Annotated in this window: 21 protein-coding genes and 1 riboswitch; of the genes, 10 read left to right on the plus strand and 11 right to left on the minus strand. The window is 72.8% G+C overall.

Translation table 11 applies throughout. From position 1 onward, the window contains the following. Window positions 1-2: 2 nt before the first annotated feature. The gene (cobN, locus tag I4Q55_RS17830; RefSeq protein WP_206789091.1) at window positions 3-3566 is read right to left on the minus strand and encodes a cobaltochelatase subunit CobN; all 3564 of its coding nucleotides are present in this window, start codon (window positions 3564-3566) and stop codon (window positions 3-5) included. A gap of 49 nt (window positions 3567-3615) precedes the next feature. After that, a riboswitch (cobalamin riboswitch) is annotated at window positions 3616-3725 on the minus strand. A 91-nt stretch (window positions 3726-3816) separates the two neighbouring features. On the opposite strand from cobN, the gene I4Q55_RS17835 reads away from it, so the two are divergent. Both I4Q55_RS17835 and I4Q55_RS17840 read left to right on the plus strand, forming a co-directional pair. Next, entirely contained in the window at window positions 3817-4620 is an 804-nt protein-coding gene (locus tag I4Q55_RS17835; RefSeq protein ID WP_242546189.1) for a hypothetical protein, read from the plus strand. A 41-nt stretch (window positions 4621-4661) separates the two neighbouring features. Then, a complete protein-coding gene (locus I4Q55_RS17840; protein ID WP_206789092.1) occupies window positions 4662-5033 on the plus strand; it encodes a hypothetical protein in 372 nt (123 codons plus the stop codon). A gap of 74 nt (window positions 5034-5107) precedes the next feature. Here I4Q55_RS17840 and I4Q55_RS17845 read toward each other — a convergent pair whose 3' ends face one another. From I4Q55_RS17845 to I4Q55_RS17855, 3 genes are read right to left on the minus strand one after another with little or no spacing between them, the layout of a single operon-like run. Next, the gene (locus I4Q55_RS17845; RefSeq protein WP_086857807.1) at window positions 5108-5341 is read right to left on the minus strand and encodes a helix-turn-helix transcriptional regulator; all 234 of its coding nucleotides are present in this window, start codon (window positions 5339-5341) and stop codon (window positions 5108-5110) included. Between the two features lie 9 nt (window positions 5342-5350). Then, window positions 5351-6202: an ABC transporter permease gene (locus tag I4Q55_RS17850; RefSeq protein WP_206789094.1), complete on the minus strand. Its 852-nt coding sequence runs from the start codon at window positions 6200-6202 to the stop codon at window positions 5351-5353. Then, complete coding sequence (locus I4Q55_RS17855; protein WP_206789096.1) at window positions 6199-7125, minus strand: ABC transporter ATP-binding protein; 927 nt, start codon at window positions 7123-7125, stop codon at window positions 6199-6201. The genes I4Q55_RS17850 and I4Q55_RS17855 overlap by 4 nt, the downstream gene beginning before the upstream one ends. 109 nt (window positions 7126-7234) lie before the next feature. Between I4Q55_RS17855 and I4Q55_RS17860 the strand changes: the two genes are divergently transcribed. Genes I4Q55_RS17860 through I4Q55_RS17875 form a run of 4 tightly spaced genes read left to right on the plus strand, consistent with a single transcriptional unit; the run spans window position 7235 to window position 10731 of the window. After that, on the plus strand, window positions 7235-7549 hold the full coding sequence (locus I4Q55_RS17860) for a DUF6191 domain-containing protein (protein WP_206789097.1): 315 nt from the start codon (window positions 7235-7237) through the stop codon (window positions 7547-7549). Between the two features lie 4 nt (window positions 7550-7553). Next, window positions 7554-8627, plus strand: a complete 1074-nt coding sequence (locus tag I4Q55_RS17865; protein WP_206789098.1) for a precorrin-3B synthase — start codon at window positions 7554-7556, stop codon at window positions 8625-8627. Next, on the plus strand, window positions 8624-9247 hold the full coding sequence (locus I4Q55_RS17870) for a precorrin-8X methylmutase (RefSeq protein WP_206789099.1): 624 nt from the start codon (window positions 8624-8626) through the stop codon (window positions 9245-9247). Before I4Q55_RS17865 ends, I4Q55_RS17870 begins: the two co-directional genes overlap by 4 nt. After that, entirely contained in the window at window positions 9244-10731 is a 1488-nt protein-coding gene (locus I4Q55_RS17875; protein WP_206789100.1) for a precorrin-2 C(20)-methyltransferase, read from the plus strand. The genes I4Q55_RS17870 and I4Q55_RS17875 overlap by 4 nt, the downstream gene beginning before the upstream one ends. Here I4Q55_RS17875 and I4Q55_RS17880 read toward each other — a convergent pair. The 7 genes from I4Q55_RS17880 to cbiE form a co-directional block, all read right to left on the minus strand. Further along, on the minus strand, window positions 10728-11558 hold the full coding sequence (locus tag I4Q55_RS17880) for a hypothetical protein (RefSeq protein ID WP_206789101.1): 831 nt from the start codon (window positions 11556-11558) through the stop codon (window positions 10728-10730). The genes I4Q55_RS17875 and I4Q55_RS17880 overlap by 4 nt on opposite strands. Window positions 11559-11648: 90 nt before the next feature. Beyond that, entirely contained in the window at window positions 11649-14741 is a 3093-nt protein-coding gene (locus I4Q55_RS17885; protein ID WP_206789102.1) for an arabinosyltransferase domain-containing protein, read from the minus strand. An 18-nt stretch (window positions 14742-14759) separates the two neighbouring features. Beyond that, the gene (gene bluB, locus I4Q55_RS17890) at window positions 14760-15419 is read right to left on the minus strand and encodes a 5,6-dimethylbenzimidazole synthase (RefSeq protein WP_206789104.1); all 660 of its coding nucleotides are present in this window, start codon (window positions 15417-15419) and stop codon (window positions 14760-14762) included. Continuing rightward, window positions 15416-16135 carry a cobalt-precorrin-6A reductase gene (locus I4Q55_RS17895; RefSeq protein WP_206789105.1) on the minus strand — a complete coding sequence of 240 codons (720 nt, stop codon included), beginning with the start codon at window positions 16133-16135 and terminating at the stop codon, window positions 15416-15418. Before I4Q55_RS17895 ends, bluB begins: the two co-directional genes overlap by 4 nt. After that, the gene (locus I4Q55_RS17900) at window positions 16132-17148 is read right to left on the minus strand and encodes a Gfo/Idh/MocA family protein (RefSeq protein WP_206789106.1); all 1017 of its coding nucleotides are present in this window, start codon (window positions 17146-17148) and stop codon (window positions 16132-16134) included. Before I4Q55_RS17900 ends, I4Q55_RS17895 begins: the two co-directional genes overlap by 4 nt. Next, window positions 17145-17906: a precorrin-4 C(11)-methyltransferase gene (gene cobM, locus I4Q55_RS17905; protein ID WP_206789107.1), complete on the minus strand. Its 762-nt coding sequence runs from the start codon at window positions 17904-17906 to the stop codon at window positions 17145-17147. The genes I4Q55_RS17900 and cobM overlap by 4 nt, the downstream gene beginning before the upstream one ends. After that, window positions 17903-19078: a precorrin-6y C5,15-methyltransferase (decarboxylating) subunit CbiE gene (cbiE, locus tag I4Q55_RS17910; protein ID WP_206789108.1), complete on the minus strand. Its 1176-nt coding sequence runs from the start codon at window positions 19076-19078 to the stop codon at window positions 17903-17905. Before cbiE ends, cobM begins: the two co-directional genes overlap by 4 nt. Window positions 19079-19145: 67 nt before the next feature. On the opposite strand from cbiE, the gene I4Q55_RS17915 reads away from it, so the two are divergent. The 4 genes from I4Q55_RS17915 to cobC are packed head-to-tail and all read left to right on the plus strand — an operon-like array spanning window position 19146 to window position 24046. Continuing rightward, window positions 19146-21098, plus strand: coding sequence for a putative cobaltochelatase (locus I4Q55_RS17915; protein WP_206789109.1), 1953 nt, complete (start codon window positions 19146-19148; stop codon window positions 21096-21098). Further along, entirely contained in the window at window positions 21098-21712 is a 615-nt protein-coding gene (cobO, locus tag I4Q55_RS17920; RefSeq protein ID WP_206789110.1) for a cob(I)yrinic acid a,c-diamide adenosyltransferase, read from the plus strand. Before I4Q55_RS17915 ends, cobO begins: the two co-directional genes overlap by 1 nt. After that, entirely contained in the window at window positions 21706-23037 is a 1332-nt protein-coding gene (locus I4Q55_RS17925) for a cobyrinate a,c-diamide synthase (protein WP_206789111.1), read from the plus strand. The genes cobO and I4Q55_RS17925 overlap by 7 nt, the downstream gene beginning before the upstream one ends. Continuing rightward, window positions 23030-24046 (plus strand): Rv2231c family pyridoxal phosphate-dependent protein CobC, encoded by a 1017-nt coding sequence (cobC, locus tag I4Q55_RS17930; RefSeq protein WP_206789113.1) that lies wholly within the window; start codon window positions 23030-23032, stop codon window positions 24044-24046. The genes I4Q55_RS17925 and cobC overlap by 8 nt, the downstream gene beginning before the upstream one ends. Window positions 24047-24060: the final 14 nt, after the last annotated feature.

A 24060-nucleotide genomic window follows, 5' to 3' on the forward strand; every position in this document is an offset into this window, starting at 1 on the left:
TTCTACTCCGACTCGAGGTCGCCCTCCAGCGACAGGTACACCTCGCGCATCTTCGCCAGCAGCTCCGGGTCCGGTTCCGCCCACAGGCCGCGGTCCGCCGCCTCGTTCAGGCGTTCCACGATCCCGCGCAGCGCCCACGGGTTCGCCTGGCGCAGGAACTCCTGGTTCACCTCGTCCAGCACGTACGACTCGGTCAGCTTCTCGTACATCCAGTCGCCGACCACGCCGGCCGTGGCGTCGAAGCCGAACAGGTAGTCCACGGTGGCCGCCAGCTCGAACGCTCCCTTGTAACCGTGCCGGCGCATCGCCGCCAGCCATCGGGGGTTCACCACGCGCGCCCGGAACACCCGGGCCGTCTCCTCGCCCAGCGTGCGCGTGCGGACCGCGTCCGGCGACGTGCTGTCGCCCACATAGGACGCCGGTGCCGCGCCCGTCAGCGCGCGGACCGTCGCGATCATCCCGCCGTGGTACTGGAAGTAGTCGTCGGAGTCCGCGATGTCGTGCTCGCGCGTGTCGGTGTTCTTCGCCGCCACCACGATGCGCTTGTACGAGCTTTCCATGTCCTCGCGTGCCGGGCGGCCGTCCAGGTCCCGGCCGTACGCGAAGCCGCCCCACACCGCGTACACCTCCGCCAGATCCTTGTCGTCGCGCCAGTTGCCGCTGTCCATCAGCGGCAGCAGGCCCGCGCCGTACGCACCCGGCTTCGACCCGAAGATCCGGGTCGTCGCGCGGCGGGCGTCGCCATGGGCGGCCAGGTCGGAAGTGACGTGCGCGCGGACGAAGTTCTGGTCCAGCGGTTCGTCCAGAGAGGCCACGAGCCGCACCGCGTCGTCCAGCAACGTGATCACGTGCGGGAACGCGTCGCGGAAGAACCCGCTGATCCGGACCGTGACGTCGATCCGGGGCCGGCCCAGCTCGGCCAAGGGGATCGCCTCGATGCCGGTGACGCGCCGGGAAGCTTCGTCCCACACCGGCTGGACACCCAGCAGCGCCAGCACTTCCGCCGCGTCGTCGCCGGACGTCCGCATCGCCGACGTGCCCCACACCGACAGCCCCACCGACCGCGGCCAGTCGCCGGTGTCCTCCCGGTACCGGCGAAGCAGCGAATCGGCGAGGGCCTGGCCGGTTTCCCAGGCGAGCCGGCTCGGGATGGCCTTCGGGTCGACGGTGTAGAAGTTCCGGCCGGTCGGCAGCACGTTGATCAGCCCGCGCAACGGCGACCCGCTCGGCCCGGCCGGGATGTACCCGCCGTCCAGCGCGTGCAGCACCGCGTCCAGCTCGGCGGACGTCCCCGCGAGCCGGGGCACGATTTCCTCGGCGGCGAACGAAAGCACCTTCGCCACCTGGGCGTCCGGGGCGACCGACGCGACCGCCGTCGCGTCCCAGCCCCGCATCTCCATCGTCTGGACGAGCTCACGGGCCGTCTTCTCGACCGCGTCCACTTCGGACATCGGCGCGTCTTCCTTGAGCCCCAGTGCCGACCGCAGGCCGGGCACCGCGCCCTGCTTGCCGCCCCACATCTGGGCCGCGCGCAGCATCGCCAGCACCAGGTTGACGCGCGCTTCACCCGTGGGCGCCGCACCCAGCACATGGAGCCCGTCGCGGATCTGCGCGTCCTTGACCTCGCACAGCCAGCCGTCGATGTGCAGCAGGAAGTCGTCGAACTCCGCGTCGTGCGGCCGTTCCTCGACGCCGAGGTCGTGGTCGAGCTTCGCGGCCTGGATCAGCGTCCAGATCTGCTGGCGCACGGCCGGCAGCTTCGCCGGGTCCATCGCCGCGATGTTCGCGTGCTCGTCGAGCAGCTGCTCCAGCCGCGCCATGTCGCCGTAGGACTCCGCGCGCGCCATCGGCGGGATCAGGTGGTCGACGATCGTCGCGTGCGCCCGCCGCTTGGCCTGCGCGCCCTCGCCGGGGTCGTTGATCAGGAACGGGTAGACCAGCGGCAGGTTCCCGAGCACGGCGTCCGGGGCGCACGACGCCGAGAGCCCCGCGGTCTTGCCCGGCAGCCATTCGAGGGACCCGTGCTTGCCCAGGTGGACGACGGCGTGGGCGCCGAACTCCTCCTCCAGCCACCGGTACGCGGCCAGGTAGTGGTGGCTCGGCGGCAGGTCGGGGTTGTGGTAGATCGCGACCGGGTTCTCGCCGAACCCGCGCGGCGGCTGGATCATGATGATCACGTTGCCGCTCTGCAGGGACGCCAGCACGATGTCGCCGTTGTCGACGTACAGCTGGCCCGGCGCCGGGCCCCAGTGCTCCTCGACGCCTTCACGCAGCTCGGCGGGGAGCGCGTCGAACCACGAGCGGTAGCGCTCGGCGGGGACCCGGATCGGGTTCCCGGCCAGCTGTTCCTCGGTGAGCCACTCCGGGTCCTGCCCACCGGCGGCGATCAGCGCGTGGATCAGCGCATCACCGTCGGGCTGGTCGGTGCCGGTCGGGTCGACGCCCGGGAAGGCGTCCGGCCCCAGGTCGTAGCCCTGGGCACGCATCCGCCGCAGCAGCTCGATCGCCGACGCGGGCGTGTCCAGCCCGACCGCGTTGCCGACGCGAGAGTGCTTCGTCGGGTACGCGGACAGCATCAGCGCGATGCGACGCTGCGAAGGCGGCGTGTGCCGCAGCCGGGCGTGCGCCAGCGCGATGCGGGCGACGCGGGACGCGCGCTCGGCGTCCGGCACGTACCGGGGGAGGCCGTCTTCGTCGAGCTCCTTGAACGAGAACGGCACGGTGATCAGCCGTCCGTCGAACTCCGGCACGGCCATCTGGTTCCCGGCGTCGAGCGGCGAGAGGCCGTCGTCGTTGGCCGCCCACGTCTCGCGGTCGCTGGTCAGGCACAGCGCCTGCAGGATCGGGACGTCGAGGGCGGCCATCTCGGCGACGTCCCAGGCCTCGTCGTCACCGCCGGCGCCCACCTCGGACGGCCGCGTGCCGCCGGCCGCGAGCACTGTGACCAGCAGCGCGTCCACGGAAGCCAGCTCCGCCATCATCTTCGGCTCGCGCGTACGCAGCGAAGCACAGTAGATCGGCAACGCGCGCCCGCCCGCGGCTTCGATCTCGTCGGCGAGGGCGTGCACGAACGCCGTGTTCCCGGACAGGTGATGCGCCCGATAGTAGAGGATCCCGATGACCGGGCCGTCGCCGCGCGAAGGACGTTCGAGCACGCCCCACGCGGGCTGCGCCGCGGGCGGCTCGAAGCCGTCGCCGGTGAGCAGGAGCGTGTCGGAGAGGAACCGGTGCAGCTGGGTGAGGTTCGCCGGGCCGCCCTGCGCGAGGTAGGCGTGGGCCTCGGCGGCGATGCCGGCCGGGACGGTCGAGAGCTTCATCAGCTCGGCGTCCGGCGTCTGCTCCCCGCCCAGGACGACGACGTGCGCGCCGGACGCCCGCAGCGTGTCGAGGCCGTCCTGCCAGCTCCGCGGCGTGCCGAGGATCCGCGCGACGACGATCTGCACGCCGTCGAGCAGCGCCGGCAGCTCGGCGACGTCGAGCCGGGCGGGGTTGCCGAGCCGGTACTCGCCACCGGACGAGCGGGCGCTGAGCAGGTCGGTGTCCGAAGTGGACAGAAGCAGGATCACGAGGTTCCTCCTCGGGGTCCGCGCCCCGGGTAGACGGGCGCGCCGGCCGGAGTTCCTGGCTCCCGGAGACTCCGCCGACGCACTCCCTCCCGCGGAGGGGTCATCGAGACAGCTCCGGTCACAGTGGCGGGACCGCCCCGGACTCTCACCGGGTTCCTCCACCTGCCGACGCGTGGGTATCGCCCTCACTCTCCGGTGTGCGTGGGTGCACGTCAAGGTGACGTTGGCCGGGGCTGGGTAGCCTGGAGGCTTGGAATCACTGCTCCGGAGCTTCACCGCCGCGCAGTCCGCGCGGCAGCCCTACCGCCACCCCACGGCGGCCGAACTCGAAACCGCCGCAACCGGCTTCGCCGCCGTCCTCGACGGCGACTCCCACCACCTCCGTGACCTGGGCTTCTCCGTCCACGACGGCTCGCTCGCCGTCCAGGAGCCCGGCAGCGAGCGGGCCTGGGGGCTTTACGCGATCGACCGGTCCGCGCCGCCGTCACTGGTCGTCGAGGTGCCGCACCCCTCGTCCGACCTGCGGACCGACCTGATCGGCCTGGCGCTCTTCCGGCGGGTGCCCGGCGCCGTCCTCGCGGTGGCCGGCGCCCACCGCCACCGTGAGGACCCCGCGCACGACACGCGGACCGTCTTCCACGTCGTCACCACGCTCCTGGCCCGCCGCGGCCTCCCGCAGGTCCAGCTGCACGGCTTCAAGGACCGGACCCTGCCCGCCGCCGACGTCGTCGTCTCGGCCGGGGCCGCGGCGGCCGGTGACGCGGCTCGCCGGGCGGCGGACCGGCTCGCCGAAGCCGGGTTCCGCGTTCGCCGGGCCTGGGCCGAACCGTGCCGGGGCCTGGCCGGGACGACGAACGTCCAGAGCCAGGCCGCCGGCGGCACGCCGTTCCTGCACGTCGAACTCAACCGGACCGTCCGCGAGACGCGGCGCGCCGACATCGTCGAGGCCCTGGCCGCGGCCGATCTGGCGACTGAACCACAGCGTCCCGAGATCTCCGGAAGAAGGTTCCACGATCGCCGGAAATGGGAGATTTCCGGCGAAACCTCTTCTTAGGGTCTTCATTACCCATCCATTGGTGATGAAAGGAAGGCCCGATGCGCAACACCGCGCGTACATTGACCGCGATCGCCCTCGCCGCCGGCGCGACGCTGGCCGCGGCGCCGGCCGCGATGGCGGCGAACCACTTCGTCCTCTTCAGCAACCGGTCCGCTTTCGTCATGACGTCCTGTTACACCGCGACGGACGCGCAGGGCAGGCAGCTCGCCCACGACTGCGACCAGGTGGCGGCCGCCCAGAAGTCCACCTTCTGGGTGCCGAGCGCGGCGACGCAGACCCGGGTGACGGTGTCCGACCGGGGCACCCAGATGTTCGGCCGGACCCACCCCAACACCCGGGACCTGTGCATCCGTGCCTCCGCGACCGGATCGGTGCACGAGGCCACCGAACAGGCCTGCACCCCGAACTGACGAACCATCGCGGGGTCGTCCGGCGGCCGGAGTCCTGGCCGCCGGATCGGCGCCGCCGGCGGCCTGTACCGGCCCTAGGCGGACCGTTCCCCCAAGCGGGGGAACGGCTTCGTCGAGAACAGCACTTCCACGGAGACCTCGAAGAACTCCGCGATCCGCAGGGCCAGGTACAGCGAAGGGCTGTACTCGCCGCGCTCGAGGTAGCCGATCGTCTGGTAGTGCACCCCGAGGGCGTCGGCCAGCTGCCGTCGCGAGATCGACCGCTCCGCGCGCAGCATCGCTATCCGGTTGTAGACGACCTCGCTCATGACTGTTCACTACCCCACACGCTGCATGGCCTTCTCCCGCCGTTCGGCCACCGACGAACCCGCTTCGCGCCGCGCCATGCGGCGGAGCAGGATCGGCGCCAGCACCAATCCGATCACGGACCACGCGACGAGCACCGCCAGGGTCGGCAGTGGCCGCCACGACTGGCCGATCTCGACGACGACCGTACTGTCCGGCAGCAGCGCCGAGCGCATCCCGAGACCCAGCCAGTACATCGGGAACACCTGCGCGACGCCCTGCACCCACTCCGGCAGCGCGGTGATCGGGTAGAAGATCCCGGAGATCGCGCCCAGCCCCATGATCGGCAGCACGATCAGTCCCACCGACCGCGCGCTCTTGACCAGCGAACCCAGCGCGGCGCCGATCGGGATGGTCGCGAACAGCCCGATCGCCAGCACCCACAGCAGGTGCAGGTACGACCAGACGCCGCCCGGGGCCAGCCCGGTGAACAGGAACAGGCACGGGATCAGCACCAGCACCAGCGACGTGATCTGGCTCAGCGCCACGGCCGTGGTCTTCCCGACCAGGTAGCCGAGCATGCCGTGCGGAGTCGCCTTCGCCCGCAGGAGCGTGCCGTCTTCGCGGTCGACGGCGAGGTAGCCCGCTGCGCCGGCCAGGCCGTTGAACACGACGCCGGCGCCGAGCACGCTGGGCACGGTCGCCGCGCCGAGCGAGAACGACGTGCCGGGCAGGGTCGCGTTGCGCATGAAGAACAGCGTGCCGAGGAAGAGGGCTATGAAGACGATCTGGCCGACCAAGTCGTCGCTGTTGGTCCACGTCTGCTTGAACTCGATCCAGCCGCGCGCCAGCCCGGAGCGCAGTGCCGCGGCCTTGGCGTTCATCGCGCACCCGCTTCCTGGAGGCCGAGCTCCGTCTCGCCGCCGGTCTCCGCGCGCCGGACCAGCGTCATGTAGGTGTCCTCCAGCGACGCCCGGCGGACCTCGAGGTCCGCGACGGCCTCGCCGTGCTGCTTGAACAGGTCGTACACGTACTTCGTCGCTTCGGTCGTGGAGTGGACGAAGCGCTGCCCGCCGACGCTCCAGCGGACTTCGGCCTCGCCGGAGATCTGCCGGCTGAGCTGGTCGGCCGAGCCGTCGGCGATGATCCGGCCGCCGTTGAGGATGAGGATCCGGTCGGCCAGCTTCTCGGCCTCGTCGAGGTCGTGCGTGGTCAGCAGGATCGTGGTGTCGAGCTCGTCGGACAGGCGGTGCACCAGGTCGTGGAACTCGCGCCGGGCCTCGGGGTCGAAGCCCGCGGTCGGCTCGTCGAGGAACAGCAGCTCGGGCCGCCCGACGATGCCGATGGCGACGTCGAGCCGCCGCCGCTGGCCGCCGGAGAGCTGCTTGAGCTTCTTGTGCGCGTGCTCGGTGAGCCCGACCGTGGCGATCAGCTCGTCGGCGTCCCACGGCCGCGGGTGCGCGGCCGTCGAGTACGGCACGTAGTACCGGCCGAGGTGCGCGAGAAGCTCGCGGACGTGCCACTTCCCGTGGTCGCGCCACGACTGGAGCACGACCCCCAGCCGCGCCCGCCAGTCTTCGCCGCCGTGCGCGGGATCGGCGCCCAGCACGCTCACCTCGCCCGCCGACCGCATGCGGAAGCCCTCGAGGATCTCGATCGTCGTGGTCTTGCCCGCGCCGTTCGGCCCGAGCAGGCCGACGACCTCGCCCCGGAACGCCTCGAAGTCGACGCCGTGGAGCACGTCGTTCGTGCCGTACCGCATCCGCAGCCCCCGCACGCGGACGACGGGATCGGCTGGATCTCTCATCGCGATCACCCCCATCTGAATGATGCGATCGAATGTAGCACACCTACTACATTCGATGAGAGTTCTACTGCCCCGGGAACTTGACCCACGGTCACCCGGTTCGCCGGGCATGGGAACTTGGCTGGGGCTCGCCCTTCCGGGCGGCGTCGTGATCCTGCTGGTCATGGCCGCGATCGAACTGCGGCCGCGCAAGAACGGCTCGCGCTTCAAGGCGCGGCTGTCCGCCACGTACATCGAAGAGACGACCGCGTTCCTGTACGGGACCAAGCGACGTGAGCTGGAACACCGGGAAACGATGTCGATGCTCGTCGAGCAGGACGCCGAAGGCGCACCACCCTGGCGTGACGTGGACCTGGACGCCGGAACCGCCCGGATCCGGCCGCGTTCGGACCCGCCGGGGCCGGAGAACCGCCAGCTACAGTGACCTCATGCCGACCCCAGCACGTGTGCGAGCCGACGCGTGCCCCGGTGTTTTCGCACCCCACGAAGCCGCCGACGGTCCGTTGGCCCGCGTGCGGCTGCCCGGCGGCACGATTTCCGCAGTACAGCTGCGAGCCTTGGCGGACGCGGCCGAAGCGTGCGGCGACGGCGACCTCCACCTCACCTCGCGCGGCAACGTCCAGCTGCGCGGCGTCACCCGGCCCGGCTTGGCGGCCCGGCTGACCGACGCCGGGCTCCTGCCTTCGCCGTCGCACGAACGCGTCCGCAACGTGCTCGCGTCGCCGTTGAGCGGGCTGCGCGGCGGCCTCGCCGACGTCCGCGGCTTGGCGGCCGCGCTGGATGTCGCGCTGTGTTCGACGCCGGAGCTGGCGGACCTGCCCGGGCGGTTCCTCTTCGCCTTCGACGACGGACGCTCCGACGTCGCCGGCGAAGGCGCCGACGTCTGCTGGCGCGCCACCGGTTCGGCCGAGGGCACGCTGCTGCTCGCGGGCGGCGACACCGGACGGCGGGTGGCCCGCGCCGGCGCCGTCGCAGCGCTCCTCGAAGTCGCGCTGGAGTTCGGCCGGGTGCGGGGGTCCGCCTGGCGCGTCGCCGAGCTTGACGACCCGGCCTGGCGCGGGACGCCGGTGCCGCCGGCCTCGGCCGAGGTCCCGGCCGGGCTGATCGAACGGGACGGCGGCTTCGCGGCCGGTGTCGTGCCGCGCTTCGGGCACCTGTCCGCGGCCCAGGCGCGGGCGCTGGCGGAGTTCGGCCCGGCGCTGGTGACGCCGTGGAAGTCCGTGGTGCTGCCCGACGTGCCTCCGGATGTCTTCGCGCGGCTGGGTTTCGGTGCCGTCGCCTGGGGGACCACCGCGTGCATCGGCCGTCCCGGCTGCGCGAAGTCGCGCGCCGACGTCCGGGCCGACGCGGTGTTCCGGCCCGGCCTGCGCGCGCACTTCTCGGGCTGCGAACGGCGGTGCGGGAAGCCGTCGCAGTCCCATGTGGACGTTGTCGCCGAAGCGGGGGGCTACCGCATCGACGGCCGCTGGGTGCCGCTCGACGAGATGGAAGGGAACCTGTGATCGACTACCTGCGGGACGGTGCCGAGATCTACCGGCACTCGTTCGCCACGATCCGCGAGGAGGCGGACCTGGCGATCCTGCCCGACGACGTGGCCGGGCTGGCGGTCCGGATGATCCACGCCTGCGGCATGGTCGATCTGGTCGACGACCTGCGCTACACGCTCGACGTCGTCGAGTCCGGCCGCGCCGCGCTCGAAGCCGGCGCGCCGATCCTGTGCGACGCGCAGATGATCGCCAGCGGCGTCACCCGGCGCCGGCTGCCCGCGGCCAACGAGGTGCTCTGCACGCTGTCGGACCCCGGCGTGCCCGGGCTCGCCGAGCGGATGGGCACCACGCGCTCGGCGGCGGCGCTGGAACTGTGGCGCGACAAGCTGCCCGGCTCGGTGGTGGCGATCGGCAACGCGCCGACGGCGTTGTTCCGCCTGCTGGAGATCCTCGACGAAGGCGTCGGCGCGCCCGCGGCGATCATCGGCGTCCCGGTCGGGTTCGTCGGCGCGGTGGAGTCCAAAGTGGAGCTGGCCAAGCGGGCCCCGGCACCGTACCTGGTGGTGCACGGACGGCGCGGCGGCAGCGCGATGGCCGTCGCGGCGATCAACGCACTCGCGAGCGCCGAAGAATGACGGGCACGCTGTACGGCGTCGGGCTCGGCCCCGGCGACCCGGAACTGATGACGGTCAAGGCGGCGCGCCTCATCTCGGAAGCGTCGGTGATCGCGTACCACTGCGCGCGCCACGGCCGCAGCATCGCGCGGTCGGTCGCCGAGCCGTACCTGCGCGAGGGGCAGTTCGAGGAGAAGCTCGTCTACCCGGTCACGACGGAGACGACCGACCACCCGGGCGGGTACGAAGGCGCGATCGCCGACTTCTACGAGCTGTGTGCGAAGCGGCTGGCCGAGCACCTCGACGCGGGCCGCGACGTGGTGCTGCTCTGCGAAGGCGACCCGTTCTTCTACGGCTCGTACATGTACATGCACGAACGGCTTTCCGGCCGCTTCGAGGCGGTGGTCGTCCCGGGCGTGACGTCGGTGAGCGCGGCGTCGTCGGTGATCGGCCGCCCGCTGGTGCAGCGCGACGAGGTGCTGACGGTGCTCCCGGGCACGCTGCCGGCCCCGGAGCTGGCCCGTCGCCTCGCGGACACCGACGCGGCGGCGGTGCTGAAGCTGGGCCGGACGTTCTCGTCCGTGCGGGAGGCCTTCGCGGAGGCGGGCAAGCTCGACGACGCCGTCTACGTCGAGCGCGCGACGTGGGGGCAGCAGCGGATCGAGCCGCTGGCTTCGGTGGACCCCTCGACGGTGCCGTACTTCTCGCTGGCGTTGCTGCCCTCGCCGGCTTATGCGTCCCGGGTTTCTCCCGTGGCTCCCGTTCCTTCGCCTTCTTCGGCCGGCGAAGTCGTCGTCGTGGGTCTCGGCCCGGCGGGCCCGGAGTGGCTGACGCCCGAGGCCGCCGCGGAACTTGCGGCCGTCGAGCACATCGTCGGGTACGGGCCGTATGTGGCGCGGGTGCCGCAGAAGGCGGGCCAGCAGCGGCACGCGTCGGGCAACCGGGTCGAGGCGGATCGCGCGCGCGAGGCGTTGTCCCTGGCTGCTGCCGGCTCGCGGGTCGCCGTGGTGTCCTCGGGCGACCCGGGGGTGTTCGCGATGGCGTCGGCGGTGCTGGAGCAGGTGGCGGAGGGCCACGGCGCGGGGGTCCGCGTCCGGATCGTCCCGGGCGTGACGGCGGCCCAGGCGGCGGCGTCCCGCGTCGGCGCGCCGCTGGGCCACGACTACTGCGTGCTCTCGCTGTCGGACCGGTTGAAGCCGTGGGAGATCATCGAGAAGCGTCTCGACGCGGCGGGCGCGGCGGACCTGGTGCTGGCGCTGTACAACCCGGCGTCCCGGACCCGGACGACCCAGCTGGCCGACGCGCGTGCCGTGCTCCTCCGCCATCGCGCTCCGGAGACGCCGGTCGTGGTCGCGCGGGACGTCGGCGGGGCCGAGGAGGACATCCGGATCACCACGCTGGGCGACCTGGATCCGTCCACAGTGGACATGCGCTGCCTGCTGATCGTGGGGTCCAGCCGCACCCGGGTGGACGGCGGTGTCGTCTGGACCCCTCGCAGCTACTAGCGGAGGGAATCCCCCGCGGGGTGGACGACGATGTCGTCGAGCCGCGTGCGGGCGTGGATCTCGACCTGGCCGCCGGGCGTGGCCGGCAGCGAGTTGCGGACCGAGCCCTTGGTGCTCTCGGCGTCCACCGAGGCGCTGACGCCCGCGCCGACGCCGACGTCGATGCCGCCGGCGGCGTTGGCCAGCTCCACCCGGCCGCCGGTGACCCGGCCGATCCGGATGGGGCAGTGGCCGGCACTGGCGACGACGTCGCCGTCGGCGCGTTCGACGTCGAAGCGGCCGCTCGCGCTGCCGAACCGGACGTCGGATCGGGCGTGGCCGATCCGGACCCGCCCGATCGAGCCCTCGTACCCGAGGACGCCTTCGATCTCGCCGATCCGCAGCCCGGCGGCGCCGCCCTCGATGCCGGCGGCCCCGGCGACGTGCCCGACCTCGACGTCACCGGCCGCCAGGTTCGCCCGCAGCCCGGCGACGCGGTCGAGCCGGACCTGCCCCGAGGCCAGGTTGAGTTCGCAGTCGCCGAGCGGGCCGTCGGCGTGCACGTCGGTCCACGCCGTGTTCAGGACCAGCCCGGACCCGGCCGGCAGTTCGACCGTGACGGCGACGGACCCGGTCTTGGCTCCCGACTTCGTCGTCTTGATCGACAGCGCGCCGTCGGTGAACTCGACCTTGGTCTGCTCGGCGACCTTCACGTCCGTCTTGTTCGCGGGGTCGACGGGCTCGACCCGCACAACCGTGTCCGTGCGCTCGCTCGCGGCGACGCGGATGCGGGCGCCCGCGGTGGTCATCGTGGCGGTGATCGGCTTCGGAGTGGCGAAGGTGTTCATGGTGTTTCCCCTTGCTGTGTGCCGGTGGCGGTGATGGGTTCACCATCGCCGCCCCGCCGGACACACAGCTGACACCGGCCTGACACGGTGCTACCGCGTCGGGTCCTTGCCGTTCGGCTGGCGCGGCCCCGGGCCCGGTGACCACCAGCCCGGCACGGTCTTCTCCCCGCGGATCACCGTCGGGGCGATGCCCTCGGTGAACGGCTCGATCTGCAGCAGCTGGCCCCAGGACTGGCTCGGCTGGCCGATCAGGTAGCTCGGGACCTCCGGCTCCTCGGCCAGCTCCTCCAGCCAGCCGATCGGGCCGCCGTTCGTCGAGGACGCCCACTGGGCCTCGTCCGCCAGGCCGCCCGCCGTGATGCGGTAGTCCGGGACCTGCGAGATCCCGTCGTGCGACGTCACCGGCTGGACGCACGGGTACACGAACGACGCCGGCCAGTCCACGTACACCGGCTTCGAGCCGATGCGGTCCGTCAGCGTCGTGAACGTCGGGACGCGCGGGGCCGACGCCGCGATCCAGCCGTCCTCCGTCAGGTCGTTGTCGACGATGTTGACGCGGACCGCGTTCGTCTCCGGCGGCAGGTCGCGCAGGTTGATGCGCGTGTCGTTCCAGCCGTTGGTGCCCGCGCCCGGCGGCAGCATGAACTGGCTGCGCAGCACCTTCACGCCGTCCGGGGTGTTGACGCCGTAGTCGAGGCTGACCGACGTCGGACGGCGGGCCGCACCCGCCGTCGCCACCACGATCTGGCCGTCCGCCGGCTTCTCCGTCAGGGCGTACCAGTCGCTGCGCAGCCGCCCGGCGCGCGTCTCCGGGTCGAGGAAGCTCGACCACATCGGCACCTTGTCCGGGGTGAACCCGTGCGGCGGCTCGGCCAGGGGGTCCTTGTCGTCGACCGGGCGGGTGTGGAAGCCGGTCTGGACGCGGCCGTTGTCCTGGTCGGGGTTCGGCAGCGGCGACTCGGGCTCCTTGGGCTTCTCCGCGACGGTCCGCTGCTCGGCCTGCGGGTGCAGGATGCTCGTCGCCGCGTCGCGCTCGACCATCACGTGGTCGGCGAGGTTGCAGCTCTTGCCGAACAGGTGCCCGACGTTCGCCGCGCCCAGGCTGTAGCTGCCGGACTGGTTGTGGATCGCCCACGCCATCGTGACGAACTCGCCCGCCGCCACCAGGCCGCAGACCACCACCAGCGACAGCGACCCGAGCCGCAGCGCCCGCAGCCGGCCTTCCTGCGGCTGGGCTGCCAGGCCGGGCCGGTGCGCGCGGACGTTCTCGACGAACGCGTAGATCCCGGCGATCGCGGCCGCCGCCAGCAGGATCGTCGACAGCGGGATGCCGCCGACCGACGGCGCCACGTTCGTCCACTGGACGCCGAGGCGCGAGACGAACCAGTAGGTGTTCGGGCCGGTCGCGGCGAGCGCGGCGACCACCAGCAGGGCCGCGAGGAACGCCGCGCGGTTGCGTTGGGAGCGCAGCACGGTCGAACTGGTGGCGAGCGCGGCCAGTGCGGCCATCGACGCGCCGACCGCGGCGAAGGCGCCGAAGTGGTGCGTCCACTTCGTCGGCGTCAGGGCCAGGAGCAGGAAGAACAGCGCCGTCGTGCCGATCAGGCGGCGCGCCGGGCCGAGCGACGCGCCGGGGATGCGGCCGCGGCGCAGCAGCACCACCAGGCAGGTGGCCGTGCACAGCACGACCAGCAGCACCGGGAAGCGGCGCGGCGCCGAGCCGTCCGGCAGGCTTTCGAACAGCAGCTGGTAGCGCGCGAGCTCCTGGAACCACGACAGGTTCGGGCCGACCTGGGTGCGGATCCGGGTCGCCTCCTGGACGGTCGCGAACGTCTGGTCGGCGAACACCACGACCAGCACCAGCAGCCCGGCCGCGGCGACCGGCGCGAGCACCGGCAGCCAGCCGTTCTCGTTGGCGCGCTGGCGCACCAGCTTGAACAGCGGACGCGCGGCGACCAGGAACGGCGCCACCGCGATCAGCCCGGTCGGCGTCGCGGCCAGGGTGAACCCGGCCGCGGTCAGGCCGAGGCACAGCGGCAGCAGCCGGCGCGTCACCAGCGCGCGCTCGACGGCGCAGATCGCCAGCAGCGAGCCGAGCGCGGCCACCGGTTCCGGCCGGACGCCGTTGTTGTAGGGCATCCACCAGATCAGGAACACCGTCGCGGCGGCCCAGCTGGCCGGGCGGCTGGTGCGGATCTGGGTACCCAGCCGCGGCATCACCTCGCGGCTGATCAGCAGCCAGCTGAGCACGCCGAGCAGGAACGACGGCAGCCGGATCCACGGCGGCACCGTGCTGACGTGCGTCATCAGCTCGAACACGTGGTAGAACCAGCCGAACGGCGCCTCCGCGACGCCGAACCAGCGGTGGTAGTTCGTCAGGTAGCCGGTCGCCTCGGTGACGCGGGCCATCGTGAGGATGTAGCCGTCGTCCGAGGTCACCGGGCCGATGAAGACCCACGCGCCGAGCGCGGCGATCACCGTGACGTCCCGCAGCGTCAGCCGCCACCAGCCGATCGGGGCCCAGCGCGGGGCGCGGCGCGCGAAGCCGGAGTCGCGGCGCCAGACCGCGATCAGGCAGCCGATCAGCGACAGCACGGCGAGCACGCCGACGACGATCTTCAGCGCGGTCGGCGACGTCTGGTACCGCGTGTCCGGCACGACCGAGACGTGCAGGCCGGCGATCGGGTCCCGGCTCGAGTTGATCGACGAGTAGATGCCGACCAGGCGCGGGCGGACGTCCCCGCCGGCGTGGAAGATGGGCGTCCCGGCCACGGCCAGGGTCATCTGCGTCGCGTCGACGTCCAGCTCGACGTCGCACTTCTCGGCCGGCAGCGGCTGCTGGGCGATCTGCTGGCCCTGGCTGGACGCGAACAGCACACCGTTGTCGATGCGCAGCTGCAGGCCGACGCCCTTGCCGGCGTTCGGGTCGGTGCGGCCGTCCGGCACGGTGGCGAACAGCAGGCCCGGACCGTTCGTGCGGGCGTCGACCGAGCGGATGGTCGCGCACGGCACCTCGGCCCGCAGGTCCTGGGCCCAGTACCCGGTCAAGGGCGCGTTGACGGAGCGGGTGTCGCTGCCGGTCGGCCAGACGACCTCCGCCGTGTCCTGCACCACCGGCAGGAAGGGGAAAGCCAGCGCGCACAAGGCCGAGAGCAGCCCCAGCGCTACGGCAATCAGACGCATCGGCGCAACGCTAACGGGTCAGAGGTCGGCGGTTGACGCAGCCCCCGGGTCACGCGGGGTGAACCGTCCGTGGTGTATCGCCGCGGACAGGGGACGGCGGCTGCGCCAACCGTGGCGTTCCAGGTCGGGCACGGTCTCCAGCCTGCTCACCGGCCCGGCACAGAGCCACGCGACCGGCCGGACGCCGTCCGGGATGCCGAGCAGCTCGCTCAGGAACGGCTCGCGGTAGAAGCTCACCCACCCGACGCCGAGGCCTTCCGCGGTGGCGGCGAGCCAGAGGTTCTGGATGGCGAGGCACACCGAGTACAGGCCGGCGTCGGCGATGGCGTGCCGCCCGAGCACGTCGGGCGCGCCGCGCGCGGGGTCGTAGGTGACGACGATGCCGAGGCTCGCCTCGAGGATGCCCTCGATCTTGATGTTCGCGAAGGTGCTCGCGCGGTCTTCGGCGAGCTGCCCGGCGAAGACCTCACGCTCGTCGTGGACGTGCTTCGCGAACTTCTCCCGCGTCGCGACGTCGTCGACCAGCACGAAGTCCCACGGCTGCGTGAGCCCGACGCTCGGCGCGGCGTGCGCGGCCCCGAGGATCCGCAGGAGCGTGGCTTCGGGGATCGGCTCGCCGGTGAACTCGCCGCGGACGTCCCGCCGCTTGCGCAGGACTTCGTAGAACTCTTCGATCATCGGTGCAGGACCCATTCGACGGCTTCGGGGACGGTTTCGGCGGTCTCGGTCACCGGGCGCGGCGGGCGCCGGACGACGACGACGGGCTTGCCGAGCTCACGGGCCGCGGTCAGCTTCGCGCTGGTCTGCGGGCCACCGGAGTCCTTGGTGACCAGGACGTCGACCCGCCCGAGCAGCTCCCGCTCGGCGGCGACCTCGTACGGCCCGCGGGCGAGGAGGAGTTCGTGGTGCCGCGGCAGCGGCGGCTCGGGCGGGTCGACGCAGCGGATGAGGAACCACAGGTCGTCGAGGTGCGCGAAGGCCGGCAGGCCTTGGCGGCCGCTGGTGAGGAAGACGCGTTTCCCGAGGCCGGGGAGCTTTTGCGCGGCATCGGCGAGGTCGTCGGCCCAGTGCCAGACGTCCCGCGGCCCCGCCTGCCAGCAGGGCCGCGCGAGCCGCAGCAGGGGCGTCTTCGTCAGCTCGGCCGCTTCCGCCGCGTTGGCGCCGATGCGTTCGGCGAAGGGGTGGGTCGCGTCCACGACGGCGTCGACCCGGTTCTCGCGCAGGTACCGCGCGAGACCTTCCGGGCCGCCGAAGCCACCTACGCGTACCTCGCCGACGGGGAGCCTTGGCCGTGCCACACGTCCCGCCAGCGAAGAGACAACGCGCACTTCGCGCGCTTCCAGGGCTTCGGCGAGCTGCCGGGCTTCGCCGGTGCCGCCGAGGATGAGGATCACGAGGAACGTCCGTAGCCGACGGCCTCGCGCCAGCGGTCCAGCGTACGCAGGTTGGCGAGGGTTTCCGCCCAGGTCAGCTCGGGTGCCTGCCGGTCTCCGACGTGCGCGGCGACGTGGTCGGCCTCCCGGGCGAAGACGCTCTGGGTGGCTTCGACCTCGATGACCTCCGGCTCGCCCCCGGCCGGGGTCAGGATGATCCGCGAGACGCCGGGGCCCCGCAGCGGGTGGATCCACGCGGGCTGCGGAACGTGGAGCTGCCCCGCCGAGCCGAAGACGCGGATGCCGTCCTCCCGGGTGAGCCGGATCCCGCACGAGATCGTCGCGAGGATGTCCCCGGGCAGGCGCAGCAGGCCGGTCGCCCACTCGTCGACGCCGGTGGCGGACAGGTGCGCCATCCCGCTGACCTCGGACGGCTCGACGACGTCCTGCCCGGTCGCCGCCTGCGCGACCAAGCGGGCCAGCGACGTGCAGTAGCAGCCGACGTCGAGGATCCCACCGCCGCCGAGCGCCGGGTCGCTGAGCCGGGCGGTCTCCTCCGGGTTGCCGGCGAAGGAGAAGGTGGTGTCCACCGCGCGGACCTCGCCGATGGCACCGGCCGAGATCAGCTCGGTCAGCCGCCGCGTCTGCGGGTGCAGCCGGTACATGAACCCTTCCATCAGGAAGACGTCGTTCGCGCGCGCGGCGGCGATCACCTCCTCGGCGTCGGCCGCGGTGATCGTCAGCGGCTTCTCGCACAGCACGTGCTTCCCGGCTTCGGCGGCGGCGATGGCCCACTGCTTGTGCAGCGAGTGCGGCGTCGAGACGTACACGGCGTCGACGTCCGGATCGGCGAGGAGCTCTTCGTAGCTGCCGTAGGCCTTCGGGATGTCGAAGCGCGAGGCGAAGTCCCGCGCCCGCCCGGCGTCCCGCGCCGCGACGGCGCCGAGGACGCCGTGTTCGCTTTCGTCGACGCCCGCGGCGAAGTGGGCGGCGATCGTCCCGGCGGCCAGCAGGCCCCAGCGCAGTTCCGTCACAACGACTCCGGTTGGTTCGCCCGGTCACGGGCACTCGAGTAGAGGAAGCTGTCGGGAAAGTTCGTGGCGGCGAGCACCCGCCCGACGAAGATGGTGGCAGCACGCGTCATCCCGGCCGCGCGGACCAGCGCGGGCAGCTCGCCGAGCACCCCGCGCACGACGGTTTCCCCGGCCTGGCTCGCGAGCGCGACGACGGCGACGGGACAGTCCGCGCCGTAGTGCGGCGTCAGCTCGCCGGCCACCCGCTCGACGTGGTTGACGGCGAGGTGCAGCGCGAGCGTGGCGCCGGTCGCGGCGAACGCGGCCAGCGTCTCGCCGGGCGGCATCTTGGTCGAGCGCGCCTGGACACGGGTGATCACCAGGCTCTGCCCGATTTCGGGCACGGTGAGCTCCCGCCGCAGCACCGCGGCCGACGCGGCGAAGGCGGGCACCCCCGGCACGACGTCGTAGGGCACGCCGGCCGCGTCGAGCCGCCGCATCTGCTCGGCGACGGCGCTGTAGAGCGACGGGTCGCCCGAACACAGCCGGGCGACGTCGTGCCCGGAGTGGTGGGCGTCGACGAGCTTCGCGACGATCTGCTCGAGGCTGAGGTTCGCCGTGTCGACCAGCTCGGCGCCGGCCGGGCAGTACGTGAGCAGGTCGGGCGGCGTCATGCTGCCGGGGTAGAGGCAGACACCGCAGCGGGCCAGCAGGTCCCGGCCGCGCACGGTGATGAGGTCGGCGGCCCCGGGGCCGGCGCCGATGAAGTGCACGGTCATCGGCTGCTCCACTGGGTCACGGCCCGCGCCGGGGTCCAGCCCGTGAAGCCGCCCAGCGGGGCCGCCCGCTCGACACCGATCCGCAGCAGCTCCCCTCCGTGCTCCTCGTACGCTCGTGCCAGGACCTGCTCGGCCTCCAGCGTCACCCCGTGCGCCACCACTCGCGCGCCCGTGGCCACGCACGCGTCCAGTACGCCCGGCGCCGTCACGCCGCCTCCGATGAAGACCGCGTCCGGCGCGGGCAGCGCGCTCAGCGCTTCCGGTGCTTCTCCCGTCACCACCTCCAATTCCGGTACTCCCAGGTCCAATGCGTTGCGCCCGATCCGTTCGGCCCGCTCCGCCGAGCGTTCGATCGCGATCGCGCGATTGAGGCCGTGCAGCCGCGACCACTCGATGCCGACGCTGCCCGCGCCCGCGCCGACGTCCCACAACAGCTCGCCGGGACTCGGCGCGAGGCGGGCCAGCGCCGACACTCGGAGGTCTCGCTTGGTCAGCTGCCCGTCGTGGGCGTACACGTCGTCCGGGATGCCGATCAGCGGCAACGCCGGACCCGCGCACTCCAGCGCGAACACCGTCAGCGGTCCGGGATCGCCGGCCCAGCCGTCGGAGACGCGCTCGTCGGGCCCGCCCAGGTTCTCCAACGCGATCAGCTCGCTCTCGCCATAACCCCGCACGGTGAGCAGGGAGCGCAAAGCGGGCGCGTCGGCACCCAGGACGAGCACCCGCCGGCGCGGCGCCAGCACCCGGGCGACGCGGGCGGACGACCGGCCGACGATGGTGACCACCTCGGTCTCCTCGGCGGACCAGCCCAGCCGTGCCCGGGCCAGTGTCACCGAGGAGAGCGCGGGCAGCGCCTCGACCTCGTATCCATGGGCCACCAGTGTGGCACCCACCCCCGACAAAAACGGATCTCCGCTGGCCAGGACGCAGATCCGGGCGCCCTCGTGCTCGGCGATGACCGCGTCCAGCCCCGGCAGCAACGGTGTCGGCCACGCCTGCGCCGGGACGTCTTCGGGCAGGTAACCGAGTTGCCGGGGCGCCCCCAGCACGACCTCGGCGGCGAGCACCGCGGCCCGCGCCTGTTCCGACAGTCCGGACCAGCCGTCCGCCCCGATCCCGACCACGGTGAGGCGGTTCGCCGAAGCCGCCGGCCGACGTGATGTTTCGCGCACGATTTCCCACCCTAAGCGAGGCGGGCGCTGTGCGATGATCGGCCGGTCGCCGACCACAGGAGCGCTGTTGAAGCCGTACCCGTTCACCGCCGTCGTCGGGCTGCCGGACCTGCGCCTGGCGCTGGTCCTCTCCTCGATCTCACCCGCTGTCGGCGGAGTGCTGGTGCGCGGCGAAAAGGGCACCGCGAAGTCGACCATGGTCCGCGCGCTCGCGGGCCTGCTGCCGAGTGTCGACGTCGTCGACGGCTGCCGGTTCTCGTGCGATCCCGCGGGCCCCGACCCGCGTTGCCCGGACGGTCCGCACGACGGCGCGCGGAGCCACCGACGGCCCGCGAAGCTGGTCGAACTCCCAGTCGGCGCCGCCGAAGACCGCGTCATCGGGAGCCTGCACCTGGAACGCGCGCTCGCCGAAGGCGTCACGGACTTCCAGCCCGGCCTGCTCGCCGCCGCGCACCGCGGGCTGCTCTACGTCGACGAGGTCAACCTGCTGCACGACCACCTCGTCGACACGCTCCTGGACGCCGCCGCGATGGGCCGCGCGACCGTCGAGCGCGAAGGCGTTTCGGTCTCGCACGCGGCGCGGTTCGTGCTGATCGGCACCATGAACCCCGAAGAGGGCGAGCTGCGGCCACAGCTGCTCGACCGGTTCGGGCTGACCGTCGAGGTCGCCTCCAGCCGTGACCCGGAGCAGCGCGTCGAGGTCGTCCGCCGCCGCTTGGCCTACGAAGCCGATCCCGACGCTTTCGCCGCGCAGTACGCGGAAGAAGACGCCAAGCTCGCCGCGGACATCGAAGCGGCGCAACGGCTTCTGCCCGCCGTCAAGCTCCCCGACGAGGCCCTGCGCCAGATCGCCGAGATCTGCGCCTCCTTCGAGGTCGACGGCATGCGCGCGGACATCGTCACCGCGCGCACCGCGGTCGCGCACGCGGCCTGGGCCGGCCGCGACGAGGTGACCACCGAGGACGTCCGCGTCGCCGCGCGGCTCGCGCTGCCGCACCGGCGCCGTCGCAACCCGTTCGACGCGCCGGGCATCTCCGAAGAGCAGCTGGAGCAGGCGCTCCAGGACGCTCAACCGGACCCGGGGCCCGAGGACGACGGTCCTGGTTCGGGCTCTGAGCCGCCGTCAGAAGCTCCCGAACCGCCGCAGGGCGGCGAAAACGCGCCGCAAGGCCAGCCGCAGCAGAACGCGGGCGGGCAGCAGAAGACCGTCGGCGCCGGTGAGACGTTCAAGGCCCGCGTCTTCCGCGTCAAGGGCATGGGCGAAGGCGAGCGTGGCCGCCGGTCGCGTGCGATCACCGACAGCGGACGGACCGTCGGCGTCCAGCCCGCGAGTGTCCGCGAAGGCCGGCCCCACCTGGTCGCCACCGTGAAAGCCGCGGCGCCGCACCAGAAAGCCCGTGGCCGAGACGGCGCCGGTCTGAAGCTGCGGCCGGAAGACGTCCGCTACGCACTGCGCGAAGGCCGCGAAGGCAACCTCGTCCTCTTCTGCGTCGACGCGTCCGGCTCGATGGGCGCCAAGGCCCGGATGCGCGAGGTCAAGTCCGCCGTCCTGTCGCTGCTGCTCGACGCCTACCAGCGCCGCGACAAGGTCGGGCTCGTCACCTTCCGCGGCAACGCGGCCGAACTCGCGTTGCCGCCGACGATCAGCGTCGACGCGGCCGCGGCCCGCCTCGAAGGCCTGCCGACCGGCGGCCGGACACCGCTGGCCGAAGGACTCCTGGAGGCCGCGCGCGTGCTGCGTGTCGAGGAAATCCGCGACCCCCGGCGCCGTCCGCTGCTGGTCGTGGTCACCGACGGGCGGGCCACCAGCGGCCCCGACGCCGTCGCGCGCGCCCAGGCCGCTGCCGGGCTCCTGGCCGGCGTCACGACGATCGTGATGGACTGCGAGAGCGGCAAGATGCGGCTCGGCCTGGCCGCCGACCTCGCCGCCCACCTCGGCGCGGAACACGTTCCCCTCGCCGACGTCGCCGCCGAAGCGCTGGCGGACGCCGTCCGCGCCCGGACCGGAAGGGCTGCCTGATGCCGCAGGGAAAACCGGCGGTGGTGCCGGCGGACGGCCTGACCACGCGCCAGCGCCGCAACCGGCCGCTGCTCGCCGTGCACACCGGCGAGATGAAGGGCAAGTCGACGGCCGCGTTCGGCATGGCCCTGCGCGCCTGGAACCAGGGCTGGTCGATCGGGGTGTTCCAGTTCGTCAAGTCGGCGAAGTGGCGCGTCGGCGAGGAAGCCGCGTTCCGCGCGCTCGGGAAGCTGCACGAGGACACCGGCCAGGGCGGGCCGGTCGAGTGGCACAAGATGGGCGAGGGCTGGAGCTGGGCGCGCAAGTCCGGCACCGACGAGGACCACGCCGAAAACGCGCGTGAGGGCTGGGCGGAGATCAAGCGCCGGCTCGCCGCGGAGACGCACGATTTCTACGTCCTCGACGAGTTCTCCTACCTGCTCAAGTGGGGCTGGCTCGACGTCGACGACGTCGTGTCCACGCTGGTCTCGCGACCCGGGCACCAGCACGTCGTCATCACCGGCCGGTACGCGCCGCCGGAGCTCGTCGAGGCCGCCGACCTGGTCGCCGAGATGACCAAGGTCAAGCACCCGATGGACGCCGGGCAGAAGGGCCAGCGGGGGATCGAGTGGTAGCGCGGGTGGTCGTCGCCGCGCCCGGTTCCGGGCACGGCAAGACCACGATCGCCGCCGGGCTGATGGCGGCGCTGCGCGCGGCCGGGCACCGGGTGTCCGGGCACAAGGTCGGGCCGGACTTCATCGATCCGTCCTACCACGCCCTCGCCACCGGACGCCCCGCGCGCAACCTCGACCCCTTCCTGCAGGGCGAGGAACAGCTGATCCCGTTGCTGCGGCACGGGTCCCACGGCGCCGACATCGCCGTCATCGAAGGCGTGATGGGCCTGTTCGACGGGGCACTGGGCACCGAGGGCTACGCGTCGACCGCGCACGTGGCCCGGCTCCTGGACGCGCCGGTCGTACTGGTCGTCGACGCCTCGGCCGCCTCCCGCAGCGTCGCCGCGACCGTGCTCGGCTTCGCGCACTACGACAACCGCGTGCGGCTCGCCGGCGTCATCCTCAACAAGCTGGGCTCGCGGCGGCACCTCGACGAGATCGCGTCCGCGCTGGAGGCCACCGGCGTCCCGCTGCTGGGAGCGTTGTACCGCAACGAGGAGATCCACGCGCCGAGCCGTCACCTCGGGCTCGTCCCGGCCGCGGAACGGGCGGCGGAGGCGCGGAACGTGCTGCCCGCGCTGGCCGCGTGGGTGCGCGACGGCGTCGACCTGGAAGCGATCGTCCGGATTGCTTCCGAGGCGCCGCGGCTTTCTTCGCCGCCGTGGGAACCGTCCGGTGTGGACGGTCCGCCGGTGACGATCGCGGCTGCCGGCGGGCCGGCGTTCACCTTCCGGTACACGGAGAACATCGAACTGCTGGCCGCGTGCGGGGTTTCGGTGGTGGACGTCGATCCGTTGCGGGACCAGGCGTTGCCCGACGGGTGCGCCGGCCTGTACTTCGGCGGCGGGTTCCCGGAGGTGCACGCGGCAGAACTGTCGGCGAACACGGCGTTGCGGTCGGCGGTCGCTTCGGCCATCCAGGGTGGGATGCCGGTGAGCGCCGAGTGCGCGGGGCTGCTGTACCTGTGCCAGTCGCTGGACGGCGTGCCCATGGTCGGCGCGGTGCCCGCGGACGCCAAGATGACCGCCCGCGGCAAGCTCGGCTACCGGCGCGCGGTCGCCGTCGAGGACAACCTGCTGGCGACGGCCGGGCAGCGGGTGACCGGGCACGAGTTCCACCGCACCGAGGTGACGCCGTCGCACGGCGCCTCGGCGGCTTGGGGCTGGGATCGGCAGCTGGACGGCTTCGCGACGCCGACGCTGCACGCGTCCTACCTGCACGTCCACTGGGCGGGGTATCCGGAGCTGGCTCAGCGGTTCGCGGCGCGGGTCCGTGCCCATGCGTGACTACGACCTGCACCACCACGGCGATCGCGAGGTCGGGCCGGGGCTGGTCGACCTCGCCGTGAACGTCCGGTTGCCGCGACCGCCCGCTTGGCTGCGGGACGAACTGGCGTCCGCGGTGGACTCGCTGGCCGCCTATCCGTCCACTGTGGATGCCGTGCGGGCGGTGGCCGCGCGCCACGGCCGGGCGTCCTCGGAAGTCCTGGTCACGGCCGGTGCCGCCGAGGCTTTCACGCTGCTGGCCTCGGCTTTCCGGCCCCGGCACGCCGTGGTCGTGCACCCGCAGTTCACCGAGCCGGAGGCCGCGCTGCGCGCCGCGGGACAAGCGGTCTCGCGGGTGATCCTGTCCGAGACGGCCGGGTTCGTCCTCGATCCGGCATTGGTCCCGGCCGACGCCGACCTGGTGTTCGTCGGCAATCCGACCAATCCGACGTCGGTCCTGCACCCCGCGCCGGCGTTGCTTTCCCTGGCCCGCCCCGGCCGGGTGCTCGTGGTGGACGAGGCGTTCCTGGACGCGGTGCCCGGCGAGGTCGAGAGCCTGGCGGCCGGCCACCCGGGTGTCGTCGTGCTGCGCAGCCTGACGAAGACGTGGGGCCTGGCCGGGCTGCGGGCGGGGTACGTGCTCGGTCCGGCGGACGTCGTCGAGCGGCTGCGGGCCGTGCAGGTGCCGTGGTCGGTGTCCACGCTGGCCGGGGTGGCGACGGTGGCGTGCTGCCGTCCGTCCGCTTTGGAGGAGGCGGAGAAGCTGGCGGTGGCCGCGGAAGCGGACCGGGAGTACCTGGTGTCGGGCCTGGCGGCGGCGGGTGTGCCGGTGCTGGGCGAGCCGCGCGGGCCCTTCGTGCTGGTGCGCGTTCCCGATGGTGAGTCCCTGCGCGCGCGGCTGCGCGAAGCCGGCTATGCCGTGCGGCGTGGGGACACCTTTCCCGGCCTCGGACCGGACCACCTGCGGCTGGCGGTCCGCGACCGCGCGACCACCGATGCCTTCCTCGCTGCTTTTCGGGAAGTTTCGTAAACACCGACAGGGGG

Origin of the sequence: Amycolatopsis sp. MtRt-6, from assembly GCF_017308975.1 — a bacterium.
Taxonomy (GTDB): Bacteria; Actinomycetota; Actinomycetes; order Mycobacteriales; family Pseudonocardiaceae; genus Amycolatopsis.